The organism is Actinomycetospora termitidis, from assembly GCF_030286555.1.
In the GTDB taxonomy this organism is placed as follows: Bacteria; Actinomycetota; Actinomycetes; order Mycobacteriales; family Pseudonocardiaceae; genus Actinomycetospora; species Actinomycetospora termitidis.
In genome coordinates, this window is sequence record NZ_JASVWF010000009.1 from 268,011 (window position 1) to 282,655 (window position 14,645).

A 14,645-nucleotide genomic window follows, 5' to 3' on the forward strand; every position below is an offset into this window, starting at 1 on the left:
CGCGCACATAGAGGATGTGAGAGTGCCGTTCGTGCAGGTGGGGGGCGGGATCAGGCCGGCGTGACCGCGAGGATCGAGCTGACCGTGAAGTCCCGGCGGTCGTTCCTCAGGTGGCACCACGCCGTGATCCACGGGCCGTACAGGCGCTCCGGGGTGATCGCCCGCTCGGTGACCGAGCCGCTGTTCACGCGGTAGGTGATGTGGACCGGCTCGTGGCGGTCGAGCGAGTGCGCGAGCAGGTCCAACTCGTCGGGAGTGAGGCGGCCCGACAGCTGCGCGAGCGTGTGCGACGTCGGGTGTTCGGCGCCCGTCGGGCCCTCCCGCAGCCGACGGACCACCTCGGCCGGCTGGAGGCCCGGCGTCGTGATCGGCTCGAACGCGTCGACCGGCTCCACGGCAGCGCGCTCGACGGACACCGCCCCCGACCCGTCGTCGAGCACGGGGCTGTATCCGGCGTCGCGCAGCATCGCCAGCACCGTCGCCGGCGTCTGTCCCGAGCCGAGCACCGTCGGCGTGATCCGGCGCCACCCGAGCTTGCGCAGGGCGCGCGCCGCCGCGAGCTCCGTCGCGAGCGGCTCCTCGGCGACCACGCACGTCCGGACCTCGTGGACACGGACGGACCCGTGCACGCGGGCGGCGTCGTGGACGAGGTAGTCGAGGGGTTGCGGGACGTCCGGCGCGAGGGCGCGCAGTCCTGCGAGCAGGCCCTCGGCGGTCCATCCCTGGTCGAGCGCGTGGCGCACGCTGCGGGAGGAGAAGCGGTAGACCGTCGCCGCTCCGCGTGTCTCGACGTCCGCGGCCTCGGTGAGCAGGCAGCCACGTGGTGACGAGGCTCGACCACCGCATGGCGGAGGAGGCGGCCCGCCAGCCCGGATAGCGGTCGGTCGTCGTGTAACCGTCCGGTCCGGGGGCGAGCAGCCCGGCCGCGAAGGCGAGGTCGATGACCAGGACGAGCTGCTCGTCGTCGGGAAGATCCAGGTTCTTGACGAGGCGCGTGCGCTCGCGCTTGCCGATGCCCCCGGTCTTGAGCATGGCGATCGGCGCGGAGCGGGCCTGGTCGAGGACCGCCCCGACGTGGCGCAGGAACTCCTGCGCGGAACCGGCCACGGCGCGCGCGTCCGCCTCGGAGGGCGGCAGGGCCGGAGGTCCTGTCATATGGGCGACGGCGACCCACATCCCGGTCGCGATCTCGCGTGGCACGACCACGCCGTACGGGGTCACGAGGAGCATCCCGTGCCGGATCAGCGCCTTCTCGGGAGCGTCGACCCGTCGTTGGTAGGCACCGAACGCCGACATGATCTCGCCCAGCCGTCGGCGGGGTTCGGGGTCGAGAGCGCGGACCCGGGCGGCGACGACTCTCGGGTCGGCGATGGCCGCGACGGCGGCGTCGACGAGCTCCTGCTTGCGCAGACCAGCCGTCGCGACCCCGTTCCCCTCCGCGAACAGGCGCAGCTCGTCGACCCGGCTCGTCGTCGCGACGCGAGCCAGGCCCTCCCCGCCGCCGAGGTCGGTCGAGAACTGCACCACGAGCCGGTCCGGGAGTCGGAGCCGCTCGCCGTCGGGAAACCCCAGCCCCAGCTCGATGAGGCGGTCGACGGCGCGGTCGACGTGGTCGGGTCGGGCGCCGATCAGGTCGGCGACGGAGGAACGCGAGGCGTCGGCGCCGAGGGCGGCGATCGCGCGTCCGGCCTCCAGGACGTCGCGGTCGGCCTGCAGCAGAGCGGCGACCAGCGAGGGCCAGACGCTGAGTCGGTCGGCGAGACGGGCGAAGTCCCGGGGAGCCGGCTCGACGCAGACGTCGCGGCGGAGGGCCAGCAGTGCAGCCAGCGCGTCGTCGTCGAGCTCGGCCAGGTACTCGGCGAAGGTCGCGGCCACGAGGTCAGTGTCCGACGATCGATGGGCCTTCCTGACGGCGGGTCGGGCCCCGAGGTGTATCCCGATCGATCCGGCGGGCCCGGTGTGCTGCTCTACGGAGATGAGCCCGCCGGACTGGTTCGGACCCGACATCGCCGACCGCTACGACGATGACGACGACGTGCGGTTCACAGCCGAGCACCTGGCGCTGGAGTCGACGTTCCTCGCCGATATCGCGGGCGGCGGTGGCCGTGCCCTCGAGTTCGCGATCGGCACCGGTCGCATCGCGGTGCCCCTGCGGGACCGGGGCGTGGAGGTGCACGGCATCGACCTGTCCGAGGCGATGGTGGCGAGGCTCCGCGCCAAGCGTGACGACATCCCCGTCGTGGTCGGCGACTACTCGTCGGCGCAGGTCGGAGGGGTGTTCGACCTCGTGTTCCTGGTGTTCAACTCGATCGGCAACGTCGTGACCCAGGACGCCCAGGTCACTACCTTCGCCAACGCTGCCCGCCACCTGCGCCCCGGCGGGCGCTTCGTCGTCGAGACCGAGGTGCCCGGGGTGCAGCGGCTGCCGCACGGCGAGCGGTTCCGGGTCTTCCGGCACGACGGGAACGGCGTCGGCTACGACGAGTTCGACCGAGCGAGCCAGACGATGTGGTCGCACCACGTGTCCTTCGACCCGGACGGCTCGGCCAGACGCCGCTCGCTCCCGTTCCGCTACGCCTGGCCGGCCGAACTGGATCTCATGGCCCGGCTGGCCGGGATGGCCCTCGAGCAGCGGTGGGCGTGGTGGGACCGCTCGCCGTTCACCGACACGAGCACGTCGCACGTGTCGGTCTGGACGAAGCTCGACGTGTCGGGCCCGTGACGGCCCTCTGGTCCGACGGGCGGCGGCAGAACAGTGTCCTCGGGACACGGTTCGCCGCTCTGCGGCCTCGCCGCGGGAACGAGGCGTGGCTCACCCCCGGCGTCCGATCGGCTCCGGGACCCGACCGCCCACCCACGCTCGGCTGCCGCACGTCGTGCTCGCCCGAATGCCCGCACATCGTCCGGATCGCGAGCTCCACACTGGACTCATGGACGGTCACGACGACCCGACTCCGACGCGTCTCTGGTTCTCGCTGCTGCGTCGCCTCGGCCGGGGCCTGACGGGGCGTCGGGTCGCGGTGCAGGGCACGTCGTTCACGGTGGCGTCCGTGCACGGCTGTCCCGACGGCTGGTCCCTCGGCCGGGCGCGTGACGTGCAGCTGACCCTTCACGACGTCGTCGCTCCCGAGATCACCGCGCAGGAGCTCGTCGTCGAGTGCGACACGCTGACCGTCGGATCGACCGTGACCGCCACCGGCGTCACCGTCACGGCCACCCTCTCGTCGTCGGCCTTCGCGTCCTTCGGCGACGGCACCGAAGGCCCGCGGGTCACTGTCGAGGACGGAGAACTCCGCACCGCCTGGTGGCCCGGGATCACCCTGGCGCTGCGGCCCGAGGTCACCGCCGACGAGCTCCGCTTCACCCCGGTCGCCGTCGTGACCCCGCTCGGCCGCTGGTCGTCGTGGGGGCTCCTGCCGTCCGGGTCGGTGCCGTCGCCCGTCCTGCCCGGCGGGCTGCGGGTCACGGACATCGCGACGACGGGTGACGTCGTCGTGGTCCGGTCCGCGACCGAGCACTGGACGGCCAGCGCGGCCGACCGGCCCCGACTCCGCGAGCTGCTCGCCGCGGCCTGACAAGGCTCTTGACGGCGAGGCGACGACCCGCAACAGTTAACCTTGTGGTTCACCGTCAGTTCGCGGCGCTCGGGGACGCGACCCGCCTGGCCATCGTCGAGCAGCTCGCCCGCGGGCCGTCGCCCGTGGGCGACCTCGCGGTGCCGACGGCGATGTCGCTGCCCGCCGTCCTCAAGCACGTCCGCGTGCTCGAGGAGGCGGAGCTGGTGACGACCGTCAAGCGCGGCCGGGTGCGCGAGTGCCGGCTGCGCGAGGACGCGCTCGTCGCCGTCGCGGAGTGGACCGCCCGTCAACAGGCGCTCTGGTCGGCCCGACTGGACGCGCTCGGCCTTCTCCTGGAGGAATCGTGACCACCGCCCCGCTCCTGTCGTTCGACCTCGACCGCACCTATCCGGTGTCGCCCGAGCGCGTGTGGGCCGCCTGGACCCGCGCCGACCTGCTGCAGCGCTGGGCCTGCCCGGACCCGGAGTGGCTGGTGTCGACCTGCGAGGTCGACGCCCGCGTCGGCGGCGGATACCGCATCGTCTTCGGACCGCGCCCGAACGGCGACGCGTTCAGCGAGGTGTCGACCTTCACGACGTTCGAGCCGGCCGAGCGCCTCGTGATGGACGTGATCACCTCCGGCGAGGGCATGAACGAGAGTTCACGGTGCACGGTGGTGCTGCGCCCGGTCCACGGCGGGACCCGGCTCGACCTCACCGTCGAGGGGCTCTCGGGCCAGGAGGCGTTCGACGGGATGCGCACGGGCTGGGAGTGGTGCCTCGAGGGGATCGCGGCCCAGTTGGAGCCCGCGGCCTGACCGCGGTCGGTCCCCGGGGTGGCGCCGCCGGACAGGATTCCCCCATGGCTGACGCACACACCCTCGCCGTCACCGGAGCGACCGGCCGCCTCGGCGGCCGGATCGCCCGGCGGCTCGCCGACCGCGGCATCCCACTCCGCCTCGCGGTGCGCACTCCGGCCCGCGCGCCGGAGCTGCCGAACGCCACCGCGGTCGCGTGCAGCTACGACCGGCCCGACCAGGTCCGCGAGGCCCTCACCGGGATCGAGACCGTGCTCATGGTGTCGGGCTCGGAGACCCCGGACCGCGTCGAGCAGCACCGGACGTTCATCGACGCCGCCGCAGCGGCCGGGGTCGGGCGGCTGGTCTACATCTCCTTCGCCGAGGCCTCGCCGACGGCGACCTTCACGCTCGCCCGCGACCACGCGGCCACCGAGGAGCACCTCCACGCCTCCGGTCTCACGCCGATCGTGCTGCGCGACAACTTCTACCTCGACTTCCTCCCCGCGCTCGTCGAGGCGGACGGCGTGATCCGCGGGCCGGCGGGGGAGGGCCGGGTCGCCGCGGTCGCGCAGGACGACATCGCCGACGCCGCGGCCGCCGTCCTCGCCGACCCAGCGCCGCACGACGGCCGGACCTACCGCCTCACCGGCCGCGAGGCCCTGACCCTGGCTGAAGCCGCGTCCCGGATCGGTCGTCACCGGGGCACCGAGGTCCGGTTCGAGAACCAGACGGTCGAGGAGGCCTACCGCTCCCGCGCCGGGCAGGCCCCGGACTGGCAACTCGACGCCTGGGTCAGCACCTACACCGCCATCGCCGCCGGCGAGCTCGCCGAGGTCACCGACGACATCCCCACCCTCACCGGCCACCCCGCGCTGACCCTCGACGACGTTCTCGCCCGCACCTGAGCGAGGCGCCCGATGCCGTTTCCTGTCGTCGGAACTGTGGTCGGGAGGGCTTCCGCGCCGCGAGCGACACCGCCGGACCCTCCCGCAGCTCTCGAAAGTTTAATCGAACTGATGTTCTATACTTGGTCGACTACGAGCTCGGGATGTGGCTGCCGTGATCGACTCCGACCAGTACCCTCAGGCGATGACCAGTGAGTTGGACGTGGTGGTGCGCGGGTCCGCGTTGCCTGCCGATCGCGTCCTGACTCAGATGCAGCTCCTGGTCCAGCTCCTCGGACTGGCCGAGGACAGTACTGTCCGCAAGGACCGTCGGGCCGTGGACAGGACGTCCTGGGGCTTCGGCGAGCTCGGGCTGGGGAGCGTGCACGCCCGGTTGGTGCCTCTCGAGCGTGCGCAGGACACGACGCAGGATCAGCTGAACCGAGTGCCTCTTTCGGTGGTCTCCGGCTTCGAACACGCCCAACGCAGTTCCGACCTTCCGAGCGGTTGGGGCGAGGACCTGGCGACCGCGGGACGGCGGGTCGCGGCCGATCTCGGCGACGATCCCGCGCACGGCATGACGTTGACACTCATCGAGGAGGGGCGGCCGGTTCGCTCCGTCACGATCACGGGAACGGCCGCCAAGAACCTGAAGCGGGCCGTCGACGACAAGCGGACCAGTACCGGGTCCGTGATCGGCACTCTGGCGTCCATCAACACGCGGCGGAACCAGGCCGGTCTGTGGACGGATCTCGACGATCGACGGGTCTCCGTCGCCATCGGTCCCGTGCCGCTCGCCGACTTCGCGGAGAACCTCGGACTGCGTGTCCTGGTGGCCGGTGCCTTGACGCGGAACGCAGTCGGGCACGTTCTGTCGATCTGGCCGGACGAGATCACGCGATGGCCCCGTGGTCGCCGACGGCTGACGGATTCCGCTGGTGTCGCCCGGGGGTATCTCGCCGACGAAGGCCCGGTGGAGCACCTGGAGCGAGTGGGTGGCTGGGCCACGTAATCCGGAACGGGTCTACCTCGACAGCAGCGTCTGGCTGCAGTGGTTCGAGGATCCGTCCGGTCAGGCCGCCGTGCGTCGGGTGCTCGAGTGGACCGAGACGGGCCAGCTGTAGCTCCTCGTCTCACCGCTCCACCTGGTGGAGTGCCTCGGCCGGCGGCCGAGTCAGCCCGTGTTCGACGAGGTCGACCCGGCGGATGAGATCCAGGACGTCCTCACCGCGGGTTCACTCGCATTCGTCGAGTTCGATCTCCGGGTCGCCTTGAAGGCCCGGCAGCTCAGACTCGCGCAGGTGGTCAAGAAAGTCGCCGACTCGGTGCATCTCGCTCATGCGATCGTCGCTCGAGCTGACGTTCTCATGACGCTCGACGAGGACGACTTCCCGATCGGAGAGGTGGTCGACGGCGTGCACGTCGACAAGCCTTACCTGTTGGGTGCCGCCGACCTGTTCACCTCCGAAGCCGAGTAGTCCCACGAGCTCGCGGCGGCGATTCGGCTCCACGAAGCTCGATCAGGCCGGCGCCCGGAGATCATCCGAGTCTCGCGGACTCGGATCCGGTTCGCAGGCAGTGTTGAGGCATCAGGCCGACCACGTCCCGGAGACCCTCGACGCAGCTCCATTGACGTCGGGTCTGGCGCGCCTGACCCGTCGTCGGGAAGGGTTTCCTGCCATGCACGACGTCCGCTCGCTCCTCCCCGCCGCCACGGACCGCTTCGGCGCGCGGGTGCACGCGGTGCCGGCGGAGCGGTGGTCGTCGCCGACGCCGTGCTCGGAGTGGAGCGTGCGCGACCTGGCGGCCCATATGTGCTTCGAGCACCGGTGGGCGCCACACGTGCTGGCGGGGGAGTCGATGGAGGAGGTCGGGGACCGGTACGACGGCGACCTGGTCGGCGACGACCCTATCCGCGCGTGGGACGCCGCCGCGCTGCGGTCCCGACCGGCGTGGTCGGGCAGCGCCGCGCGGGTGCACACGTCGTTCGGGTGGCTGGCCGTCGAGGAGTACGCGGTCCAGATGCTCGTCGACCTCACCGTGCACGAGTGGGACCTCGCCCGTGGCGCCGGGCTCGACGAGCACCTGGACCCGGAGGCGGTGGGGGAGGCGCTGGCCTACATCGCGAGCGACCCGATCATGCTCACCGGTCCGGGCCTGTTCGCGTCCGCCGTCGAGCCCCGCAGCGACGACCCGCAGGACCGGCTGCTCGCGCTGGTGGGGCGGCGGGTCTGATCAGCGGACAGGTCGTCGCGAACGTTCCCAGGACTCGTGAGAACGACGGCTGTTCCATTCGAGAAGGCGTCTCGTCGACCTGACGACACGACCGGGCCCCGGAAGCAGTCGCGCGGGCCGATGAGATCCTCAAGCTTCACCATCGACGCACAGGGGAGCGCATGGGATTCGGCGTCAGCGTCAAGATCATGCCAGGAGTACGGATCCGCGCGTCGTCCCGGGGACTACGTACGAGCGTCGGTCCGCGCATCGCTCGGGTGCACGTGGGCGGGGGACGTTCGAGTATCTCGAGCGGCATCGGGCCGTTCACCGTGTCGACGAGCGCGGGAGGCCGCCGCACCCGGACCGGGGCACGCCGGCAGAGCATGCCCTCGCTGGCACAGCTCGAGCGGCAGGCGAAAGCAGCGCAGCGGGACGAGGAGATCGCCCAGCTGGAAGCCGTCGAACGCGATCTGACCTCGCTCCATCTCGATCAGTTCGAGCCGGCCTCCCGTCCCGTCGCGCCCTCGCCGGAGCCGGTGGACGAGCGCTCGATCCGTCGGCGGTGCGAGCAGGAGGCACTTCGGGGTGTGTCGGTCTTCGCGCGGCGGGAGCGCCGCGCGGCCCACGAGCGGGCCGCCGCCATCGCGCAACAGGAGATCGATCACGAGACCTTGGCCCGCGCCTCCGCCCGCGACCAGGCTCAACGCGGACTCGATGCCGAGTGGCGCGCACTCACGGCGCACGAGCCGTCGGCCGTGCACGCGGCCCTGGAGGAAGCGTTCGAGGACAACCAGTCACCAGCTACGTGCGTGGACGTCGATCGCGACCATCGCCGCCGCTTCGCCACGGTGGTGCTGCTCTTCGGGGACGTGGAACAGGTCCCGGAGAAGGAGCCGGGAACCACCCCGACCGGACGACCGACGATCAGGAAGCGCAGCAAGACCGCGCGGAACGAGCTGTACGTCCGGGCCATGAGCTCGTCCGTTCTGGCCACGGTCAAGGAGGGCTTCGCCGTCGCCCCGAGTGTGGACGAGTTCCGTGTCGTCGTTGTAGCGCACGGCCACGGGAGGGCCGACGCGGTCTTCACCGGAAGTTTCGAGCGGACGGCCATCGAGAGGCTGCCGTGGCGGGAGCTCGACCCGGAACAGACGGTCATGGCTGCGCCCGGGTCGAGCATGCGACGGCAGGGCCAGGCGCGCGCGGTCGCCGCTCTCGACCTCGCCGAAGACCCAGAACTCTTCGCCATCATGACGGCGCTCGCGCCCGCCCTGGGCTGCCCTCCTCCCGGACGCCCACGTGCCTCTCGAAGTCGGGGACAGGACGGTCGACACCGTCGACCACAGGACTGACACGCGAGGGCGCCCTTTGGGCACAGGCGGCGACTTCGCCGCCCTTGTCGCCATCGCGGTCGGGATTCGGCGGACCTCGTCCTCCATCGGGCTCCCGGACGGGCAACTCTCCCGTTGACCCTTCAACGTGACCTGGGCCACGCTAGCGGGAAGACGATGTCGAGCAGCTCGCCGAGGAGAAGCCGATGACCACGGGCACCCCGCACGTCCCTCCGGGCCGGCTCGGCGATCCCGCCCTCACGCTCGGCACCGATCCGCGCTCCGACCCCCGCATGGTCGCCGTGTTCGGGGCGCTCGGAGCGCTGGACCACCCCGCTGACAACCCGCTCACCGCCGACGCGGGCCGCGAGACCCTGCTCGGGTTCAGCGTCGCCGCCGAGGAGGCCTTCGAGGGCCTGTTCACCGTGTTGGCCCAGGACCTGAAGCCGGTGGACGGTGTGTCCCGCGAGGTCCGGACGGTGACCCGGGACGGGCACGAGATCGCCCTGCACGTGCACCGGCCGGACGGCGTCGAGGGCCCGCTCCCGGTGATCGTCCAGATCCACGGCGGCGGCATGGTGATGCTGTCGGCCACGGGCCCGCTGTACGTGCACTGGCGCGACGAGATGGCGAAGGCGGGCGCGGTCGTCGTCGGGGTCGACTACCGCAACGCCGGTGGTGTCGCCGGCGCCAACCCGTTCCCGACCGGACTCGACGACTGTGCCGCCGCCATCCGCTGGGTGCACGCGAACCTGGCGGAGCTGGGCGGCAGCCACGTCGTGGTCTCGGGCGACTCCGGTGGCGCCAACCTGTCCCTCGCGGTGGCGATCAAGGCGCGCCGGGAGGGCTGGCTCGACGAGATCGCGGGCGTCTACGCCCAGTGCCCGTACATCCTCGGCACCTGGGACGAGCCACCGGCGGAGCTGCACTCGCTGTGGGAGAACGACAAGTACTGGCTGGACCGGGCGCTGTTCCCGCTGCTCGCGGAGGTCTACGACCCGGACGGCAAGAACGTCGACGACCCCACCTGTTGGCCCTCCCGCGCCGAGCCGGCCGACCTCGGCGGCCTGCCGCCGCACGTCATCTCGATCAACGAGTGCGACCCCCTGCGCGACGAGGGCCTCGCCTACCACCGGCTGCTGGTGGCGGCGGGTGTCCCGTCGGTCGGGAAGGTCAACCTCGGCCTGTGCCACGTCGGGGAGCTGCTCTTCCAGAACGCGATGCCGGAGGTGTACGCCGAGGCGGTCCGCGACGTGACGGGCTTCGCGCGTTCGCTGGAGTAGTCCCGGCGGTGTCGCGCTGGTCAGGGAGGTCCCACGCTTCCTCCGGAACTAACGCGCACGGAGACGCCTGGAAGCGGGAGCGGCCGCACCGGGAGGACACAGCTCGATATCGGCAGCACGCGGGCTCGATTCCTCCACCGCAGCCATGATGTGGACCCAGAGGACCACCAGCGCGGCCTCGAGCGGCTCCAGCAAGGGGAACACCGGCGCGTAGTCCGGAGCGAGGTCCCGCAGCACTCGACCGAGAAGCGCCGGGGTGAGGTGCAGTCGTAGCTCCGGTGCGCTCTGCCCGGGCTGGCCTCGCAGGACGATCACGTCCCCGTCGAACTCGGGTGCCACCTCCCCGGCTTCCTCGAGCTGCTCGAGCAGCATCGCGAACAGCTCGTCGTCCATCGATCCCACGGGCTCCTCCTGTCACACGACGTCGTCATGGGATGAGAGGGGTTCGGAGGCCGATCGGTTCCATCGAATTTCCGCTCGTCGGTCGGCCAGCGAGACGGGGTCTTCCGAACCGCGTCCACTGGACATGGTCTCGCCGGCACGGTCGGTACGTCTTCTCCTCGGTCGTGCCCTTCTTCCCGACGACGGGTGGCAGCGCCCGTTTCCGGCGGGTGTTGACGACACCCGTCCTTCCCTCGGAATTTCAGTGACCCTCGGTCCAGAAGCGGTGGAGGCGGGCAATGGCTTCGTCCTTGCTCATCGCCCTGACATCGCTCTCGTCCAGCCCGACCCGCGACATGAGCAGGGCGACGACCTCCGCGGGGAGGGCGATGTCGGGCACCGGAGGCTCCCCGCGGTCGGGCGCTTGGCCGTCGTGGACGCACGACCAGAAGGTCGCTTCGTCGACGTCGAGCTGGTCGCGCAGGATGTGCGACCACAGGGCCTTGCCATACGTCTGCCGGCCCGGCGGGTGGGAGACCCGGGTGCGGAGGACGCGGCCGTCGGGAAGGGCGAGCTCGTAGGTGACGTGATGTGTCCCGGTCCGGCCGCGCACATCACGTATCGGCTGCCAGCCCTCGACACGACAGGATCGTTCGTGGTCCTGTCGGGTCGGCGCCGGGAAGGTCACGACGACGAGCCGGTGAGCCAGGTCCGGAGTTGATCGTTGTTGCTGAGACCGATCATCTGCACGAGGCCCCAGTGCTCACGGTGGTTCGGGGCGTCGAGGAGGTGGTCCTGCCAGTCCTCGGCGTAGTCCCGTAGCGCTTCCACCATCTCGTCGATCGCCTCGTCGAAACTCGCGCCGTCCGCCGCGACAGGGAGCCCGGGAAGAAAGACCGACCAGCCTTCGGCCTCGGGGACCACCTGTGCGCGAGCCGGGCTGAGCGTGGCGAGAAAGTGCCGCAGCCGTTCCACGTCGACCATCGCCGTGGTCGCTGCGTTCCGGCGCACGGTGGCCAGCCGACCTCGCTCGGCCGCGTCGAGGAGATCCTTGAGGTGTGCCCGGGCCTCGGAGTAGCTGTCGCAGTGGACCTCGGCCATAGCAACCTCCACGAGCGCGCGTACGTGACGTACCTAGCGTACGTTCCCGCTGTCGTGCGCCAGGCCTCTTAGGCCCTGGCGACCCGCACGCCCACGTGCTCAACCATGCCGACTGCGCGACAGGCTTCGCTGATCAGCGAGACCGCCCGGCCGACCCCCAACGGCGTCCACTCGGTCAGCGTCACCGCGAACGTCACCGTGTGCGGCGGTCCGTCGCCCAACCACCACCGCCACGGCACTGCCTCCGCGAACTCCGGCGCGGTCTCGTCAGTGGCCCGCGGGTCGAGACCTTCTTCCGACGGCGCGGTGCGTGAGAGCTCGTCCAGGACGTCGTCCCGCCGGTCGACCACTGCGCTCGAATCGCCGGAGTCGAGAGAGACGGCGACCCGCGTGCGGCTCGCCGGAGGAGCGAGGGAGAACCAGTTCTCGGCGTTGGCGATCTGTCGGCCTGCCGGCCCCGCGACGCTGGTGGGGAGGTAGTACTCGTAGCCCTCGACGTCGAGAGTGCCGAATCGCCCCAGGGTCGTGGCGCAGGTGTCGGTGAAGGACGGGACAGGGAGGCCGAGGACGCGCTCGTTGAGCGGACTCACCTGGAACCACCCGCACAGAGCCCGACCTTCCTCGGTGAACGAAGGCCCGCCCGCGTCGTTCATGCCCCAGGCGCCACCGGCGTCGAGCCCCACCGGAGCGAGGTGGCCGAGGAGAAAGCTCAGCGCGTGGAAGACGCTGTAGGCATCCTCGTCCGCTTGCGGTCGGTCCGCGTGACGCGAGAGTCGCCCGAAGAGGCCCAGCGCCATCGAACCGACGGGTGAGGTCGCCATCGGGAATCAGGCCCCGCAATCCAGGAGGCGAACGGTCGTGTAGAGCTTCTCAGGGCTGTCGATCACGCCGACGATGTCGACGTCGATGACGCTCCTCCACTCCGTCGGGGTGCGATCGACGCAGGGGACTCGGGCGTTCGCCCGATACACGGAGCCCCCGGTCGCGGGACGAACCCGCTCGATTCCCGGGACACCGACGTCGGTCCAGACGCCCTGACGGTTCACCTGGAGCTGGACGGTCACGTCAGCGCGCAGATCGCTGTCTTTCGAGTATCTCCACCATCCGTGGCCGGAGGCCGTCCGCACGGAGGTGGTCGTCGAGATGTGCACGAAGTCGCCTTCCGTCGAGCCCGGCACGAGGCCCTGGGTCGGGGTGCTGTGCGTGCTGGCCTCGGCCGACTCCGCGACACCGATCATGAGGCTAACAACGGAGATCGCCACGAGAAGCCACGCCGCGACGAGACGCGCGAGTCGAGGAGTTCTCCCGGACGTTCGTCGGACCATCCCGCACGTCGGGCCCCCGACTCGGTCGGCGACCACGATGAGGGTGTCAACGAATCTGGCGAGAGGAGAGCTCCGCATGACGGGCCACCTTCCGAACGGGGAGCCCGCCGGCCGGGCTCCTCATCGGCTTGGACCACGCCCATCGCAAAACGGTTCCAACTTTCTCGGGCTGCGCTCCGCCGTCGAGCCTGCTGCCCGCCCACAGGAAGGGCTGCACCGGAGCCTGGGGGAGTTGGGCGAGGGGCCGTACAAGTCGCAGCGCACCGCTGCGCAGGGTCGTCGGCAAATGGGGCTGTCCGACGGTGCCGCGATCTTCGCCGCGGCCACCGTCCTCGCACGTCACGTGGTCGAGACCGCCGTGCGCTCACCGAGCTGACGGAGCGAACACAGGCCGCAGCACCAACCCACGAAGAGAGGTAGCTGCGACGCCGGGAGGTCCGACGTAGAGCAATCCCGCGCGGCCAGGTAATGACCACCTGAAGGTGCGGTAACAGGCCCGAATGAAGTTCCGATGGTGCGGTTGCGCGGCCGCACCCTCGTCCACCTGTCGTTGATCGGAACCCTCGATGTCCCTCGACGCCCCCGCACCCGACGCTGACGCCGACACTGCGCGGATCTACGTCCCGCAGCAGTACCGAGGCGGAGCTTTCCCACCTCCGCCGCAGCAGGCCCCGTCCCATCCGCGGGGACGGCGTTGGCTCTGGATCGCCGGGGCGGGAGTCGCCGTGGTCGCGGTGCTCGTCGCGCTGGTTGGCTTGTCGGCATCGAGTCGCCCAGCGGCGAAGCTGTGCTCGGCGCTCGCGAACGGCGCCGTCCCCTACGCCGCGATAGGCCAGGCGTACTCGGAGTTCGGGCAGGAAGGGCGGGCAGCCGAGGTCCTTCGTCGGGCGGCGAGTGACATCCGATCGACCTGCCCCGAGCGCGAGTCGGTCGCGCAGTCCGCCGACGCCCTCGCTGCGATGTCGGAAGGCAGGCTGCCGTTCGCGATGCCCGCCTACGTCGGGGCACCGGCGACGAGCATCGCGCCCGCGGTTCGAAACTACGAACTCAAGATCACCGGATCCGCCAAGCGCGCCACCGTCTACTACGGAGTTGCGGGGTCCAGCGGTGGCGGGGACGCAGTTGGCGTTCCATGGTCCAAGAGGATGTCCGACAGCACCGGCGGCTACTCGTCCGCGACCCTGTCGGCGACGACCGACATGGGCACGAAGGGCAACCTGACGTGCTCCATCGTCGACACCGACTCGGGCGCCGTCCTCGACACGAAGACCGCCGAGTCCCAGGGCGGCAGCTACGGCTACGCCTCCGTCAGCTGCTCCGCGTCCAGCTAGCTGTCGCGACGAACCAGACCACGAGGAGAGCAGCAGATGAGCAGGTTCGTCTGGGGGGCCTTCGCGGTCCTCTTCGTCGGGTGGGGGCTGTGGCGGGGAACCGACACCGCCACTTTCCCGAGGTACCCGTATGGCACAGTGTCGTGCGGTTCTCCGTGGTCGCCGAACACGACCGGGCCAGCCACCTCTGGCTTGTTCTCCGGCGCGTACTCGTCCGTATGCGACTCCATCAACTCGGGCGGGCTGCTGTTCTCGATCCTCTCCCTGCTTCTGGGAGCGGTCTGCATCGCGATGTGCGTCCGCGCGGTCAAGCGCAGGCAGAGCGCATTCACTGTCGCAGCGGCGACGCCCGAGAAGGCCGCCTAGTGTCGCGCGTCTGAAGTTCGCTGACGGGTGGCGTGGGGCAGGATCTCTTCGGCGGTCTTGGTCCAGGTGAAGG

The 14,645-nt window shown here is 70.8% G+C and carries 20 protein-coding genes; 14 read left to right on the forward strand and 6 right to left on the reverse strand.

Annotated features, from left to right (window positions below):
* Positions 1–50: 50 nt before the first annotated feature.
* Entirely contained in the window at positions 51–875 is an 825-nt protein-coding gene (locus QRT03_RS29725; protein ID WP_345783310.1) for a helicase-associated domain-containing protein, read from the reverse strand.
* Here QRT03_RS29725 and QRT03_RS29730 point away from each other — a divergent pair.
* The 12 genes from QRT03_RS29730 to QRT03_RS29785 all read left to right on the forward strand — a co-directional run bounded on the left by QRT03_RS29730 (position 805) and on the right by QRT03_RS29785 (position 10,068).
* Positions 805–2,028, forward strand: a complete 1,224-nt coding sequence (locus QRT03_RS29730) for a hypothetical protein (RefSeq protein ID WP_286056786.1) — start codon at positions 805–807, stop codon at positions 2,026–2,028. The genes QRT03_RS29725 and QRT03_RS29730 overlap by 71 nt on opposite strands.
* Complete coding sequence (locus QRT03_RS29735) at positions 1,976–2,722, forward strand: class I SAM-dependent DNA methyltransferase (protein WP_286056787.1); 747 nt, start codon at positions 1,976–1,978, stop codon at positions 2,720–2,722. Before QRT03_RS29730 ends, QRT03_RS29735 begins: the two co-directional genes overlap by 53 nt.
* Before the next feature lie 208 nt (positions 2,723–2,930).
* Positions 2,931–3,575: a hypothetical protein gene (locus QRT03_RS29740; RefSeq protein WP_286056788.1), complete on the forward strand. Its 645-nt coding sequence runs from the start codon at positions 2,931–2,933 to the stop codon at positions 3,573–3,575.
* A gap of 44 nt (positions 3,576–3,619) precedes the next feature.
* Positions 3,620–3,925: an ArsR/SmtB family transcription factor gene (locus QRT03_RS29745; RefSeq protein WP_286056789.1), complete on the forward strand. Its 306-nt coding sequence runs from the start codon at positions 3,620–3,622 to the stop codon at positions 3,923–3,925.
* Entirely contained in the window at positions 3,922–4,374 is a 453-nt protein-coding gene (locus QRT03_RS29750) for an SRPBCC family protein (protein ID WP_286056790.1), read from the forward strand. Before QRT03_RS29745 ends, QRT03_RS29750 begins: the two co-directional genes overlap by 4 nt.
* A 44-nt stretch (positions 4,375–4,418) precedes the next feature.
* On the forward strand, positions 4,419–5,261 hold the full coding sequence (locus tag QRT03_RS29755) for an NAD(P)H-binding protein (RefSeq protein ID WP_286056791.1): 843 nt from the start codon (positions 4,419–4,421) through the stop codon (positions 5,259–5,261).
* Positions 5,262–5,445: 184 nt separating this feature from the next.
* Positions 5,446–6,252 (forward strand): hypothetical protein, encoded by an 807-nt coding sequence (locus QRT03_RS29760; protein WP_286056792.1) that lies wholly within the window; start codon positions 5,446–5,448, stop codon positions 6,250–6,252.
* Complete coding sequence (locus tag QRT03_RS29765; protein WP_286056793.1) at positions 6,236–6,364, forward strand: hypothetical protein; 129 nt, start codon at positions 6,236–6,238, stop codon at positions 6,362–6,364. The genes QRT03_RS29760 and QRT03_RS29765 overlap by 17 nt, the downstream gene beginning before the upstream one ends.
* A 57-nt stretch (positions 6,365–6,421) precedes the next feature.
* Positions 6,422–6,718 carry a PIN domain-containing protein gene (locus tag QRT03_RS29770; RefSeq protein WP_286056794.1) on the forward strand — a complete coding sequence of 99 codons (297 nt, stop codon included), beginning with the start codon at positions 6,422–6,424 and terminating at the stop codon, positions 6,716–6,718.
* Positions 6,719–6,920: 202 nt separating this feature from the next.
* On the forward strand, positions 6,921–7,475 hold the full coding sequence (locus tag QRT03_RS29775; protein WP_286056795.1) for a TIGR03086 family metal-binding protein: 555 nt from the start codon (positions 6,921–6,923) through the stop codon (positions 7,473–7,475).
* A 365-nt stretch (positions 7,476–7,840) separates the two neighbouring features.
* A complete protein-coding gene (locus QRT03_RS29780; RefSeq protein WP_286056796.1) occupies positions 7,841–8,806 on the forward strand; it encodes a hypothetical protein in 966 nt (321 codons plus the stop codon).
* Positions 8,807–8,991: 185 nt separating this feature from the next.
* Positions 8,992–10,068, forward strand: a complete 1,077-nt coding sequence (locus tag QRT03_RS29785; RefSeq protein ID WP_286056797.1) for an alpha/beta hydrolase fold domain-containing protein — start codon at positions 8,992–8,994, stop codon at positions 10,066–10,068.
* A 48-nt stretch (positions 10,069–10,116) separates the two neighbouring features.
* Here QRT03_RS29785 and QRT03_RS29790 read toward each other — a convergent pair whose 3' ends face one another.
* The 5 genes from QRT03_RS29790 to QRT03_RS29810 all read right to left on the reverse strand — a co-directional run bounded on the left by QRT03_RS29790 (position 10,117) and on the right by QRT03_RS29810 (position 12,953).
* The gene (locus QRT03_RS29790; RefSeq protein ID WP_286056798.1) at positions 10,117–10,461 is read right to left on the reverse strand and encodes a hypothetical protein; all 345 of its coding nucleotides are present in this window, start codon (positions 10,459–10,461) and stop codon (positions 10,117–10,119) included.
* Between the two features lie 250 nt (positions 10,462–10,711).
* Complete coding sequence (locus QRT03_RS29795) at positions 10,712–11,062, reverse strand: cytotoxic translational repressor of toxin-antitoxin stability system (RefSeq protein WP_286056799.1); 351 nt, start codon at positions 11,060–11,062, stop codon at positions 10,712–10,714.
* A 71-nt stretch (positions 11,063–11,133) separates the two neighbouring features.
* Positions 11,134–11,550, reverse strand: coding sequence for a prevent-host-death protein (locus QRT03_RS29800; protein WP_286056800.1), 417 nt, complete (start codon positions 11,548–11,550; stop codon positions 11,134–11,136).
* A gap of 68 nt (positions 11,551–11,618) precedes the next feature.
* Positions 11,619–12,347 (reverse strand): hypothetical protein, encoded by a 729-nt coding sequence (locus QRT03_RS29805; protein WP_286056801.1) that lies wholly within the window; start codon positions 12,345–12,347, stop codon positions 11,619–11,621.
* 30 nt (positions 12,348–12,377) lie between these two features.
* The gene (locus QRT03_RS29810; protein ID WP_286056802.1) at positions 12,378–12,953 is read right to left on the reverse strand and encodes a hypothetical protein; all 576 of its coding nucleotides are present in this window, start codon (positions 12,951–12,953) and stop codon (positions 12,378–12,380) included.
* Between the two features lie 647 nt (positions 12,954–13,600).
* Here QRT03_RS29810 and QRT03_RS29815 point away from each other — a divergent pair.
* A complete protein-coding gene (locus QRT03_RS29815; RefSeq protein ID WP_286056803.1) occupies positions 13,601–14,206 on the forward strand; it encodes a hypothetical protein in 606 nt (201 codons plus the stop codon).
* Between the two features lie 36 nt (positions 14,207–14,242).
* Positions 14,243–14,572: a hypothetical protein gene (locus tag QRT03_RS29820; RefSeq protein WP_286056804.1), complete on the forward strand. Its 330-nt coding sequence runs from the start codon at positions 14,243–14,245 to the stop codon at positions 14,570–14,572.
* Positions 14,573–14,645: the final 73 nt, after the last annotated feature.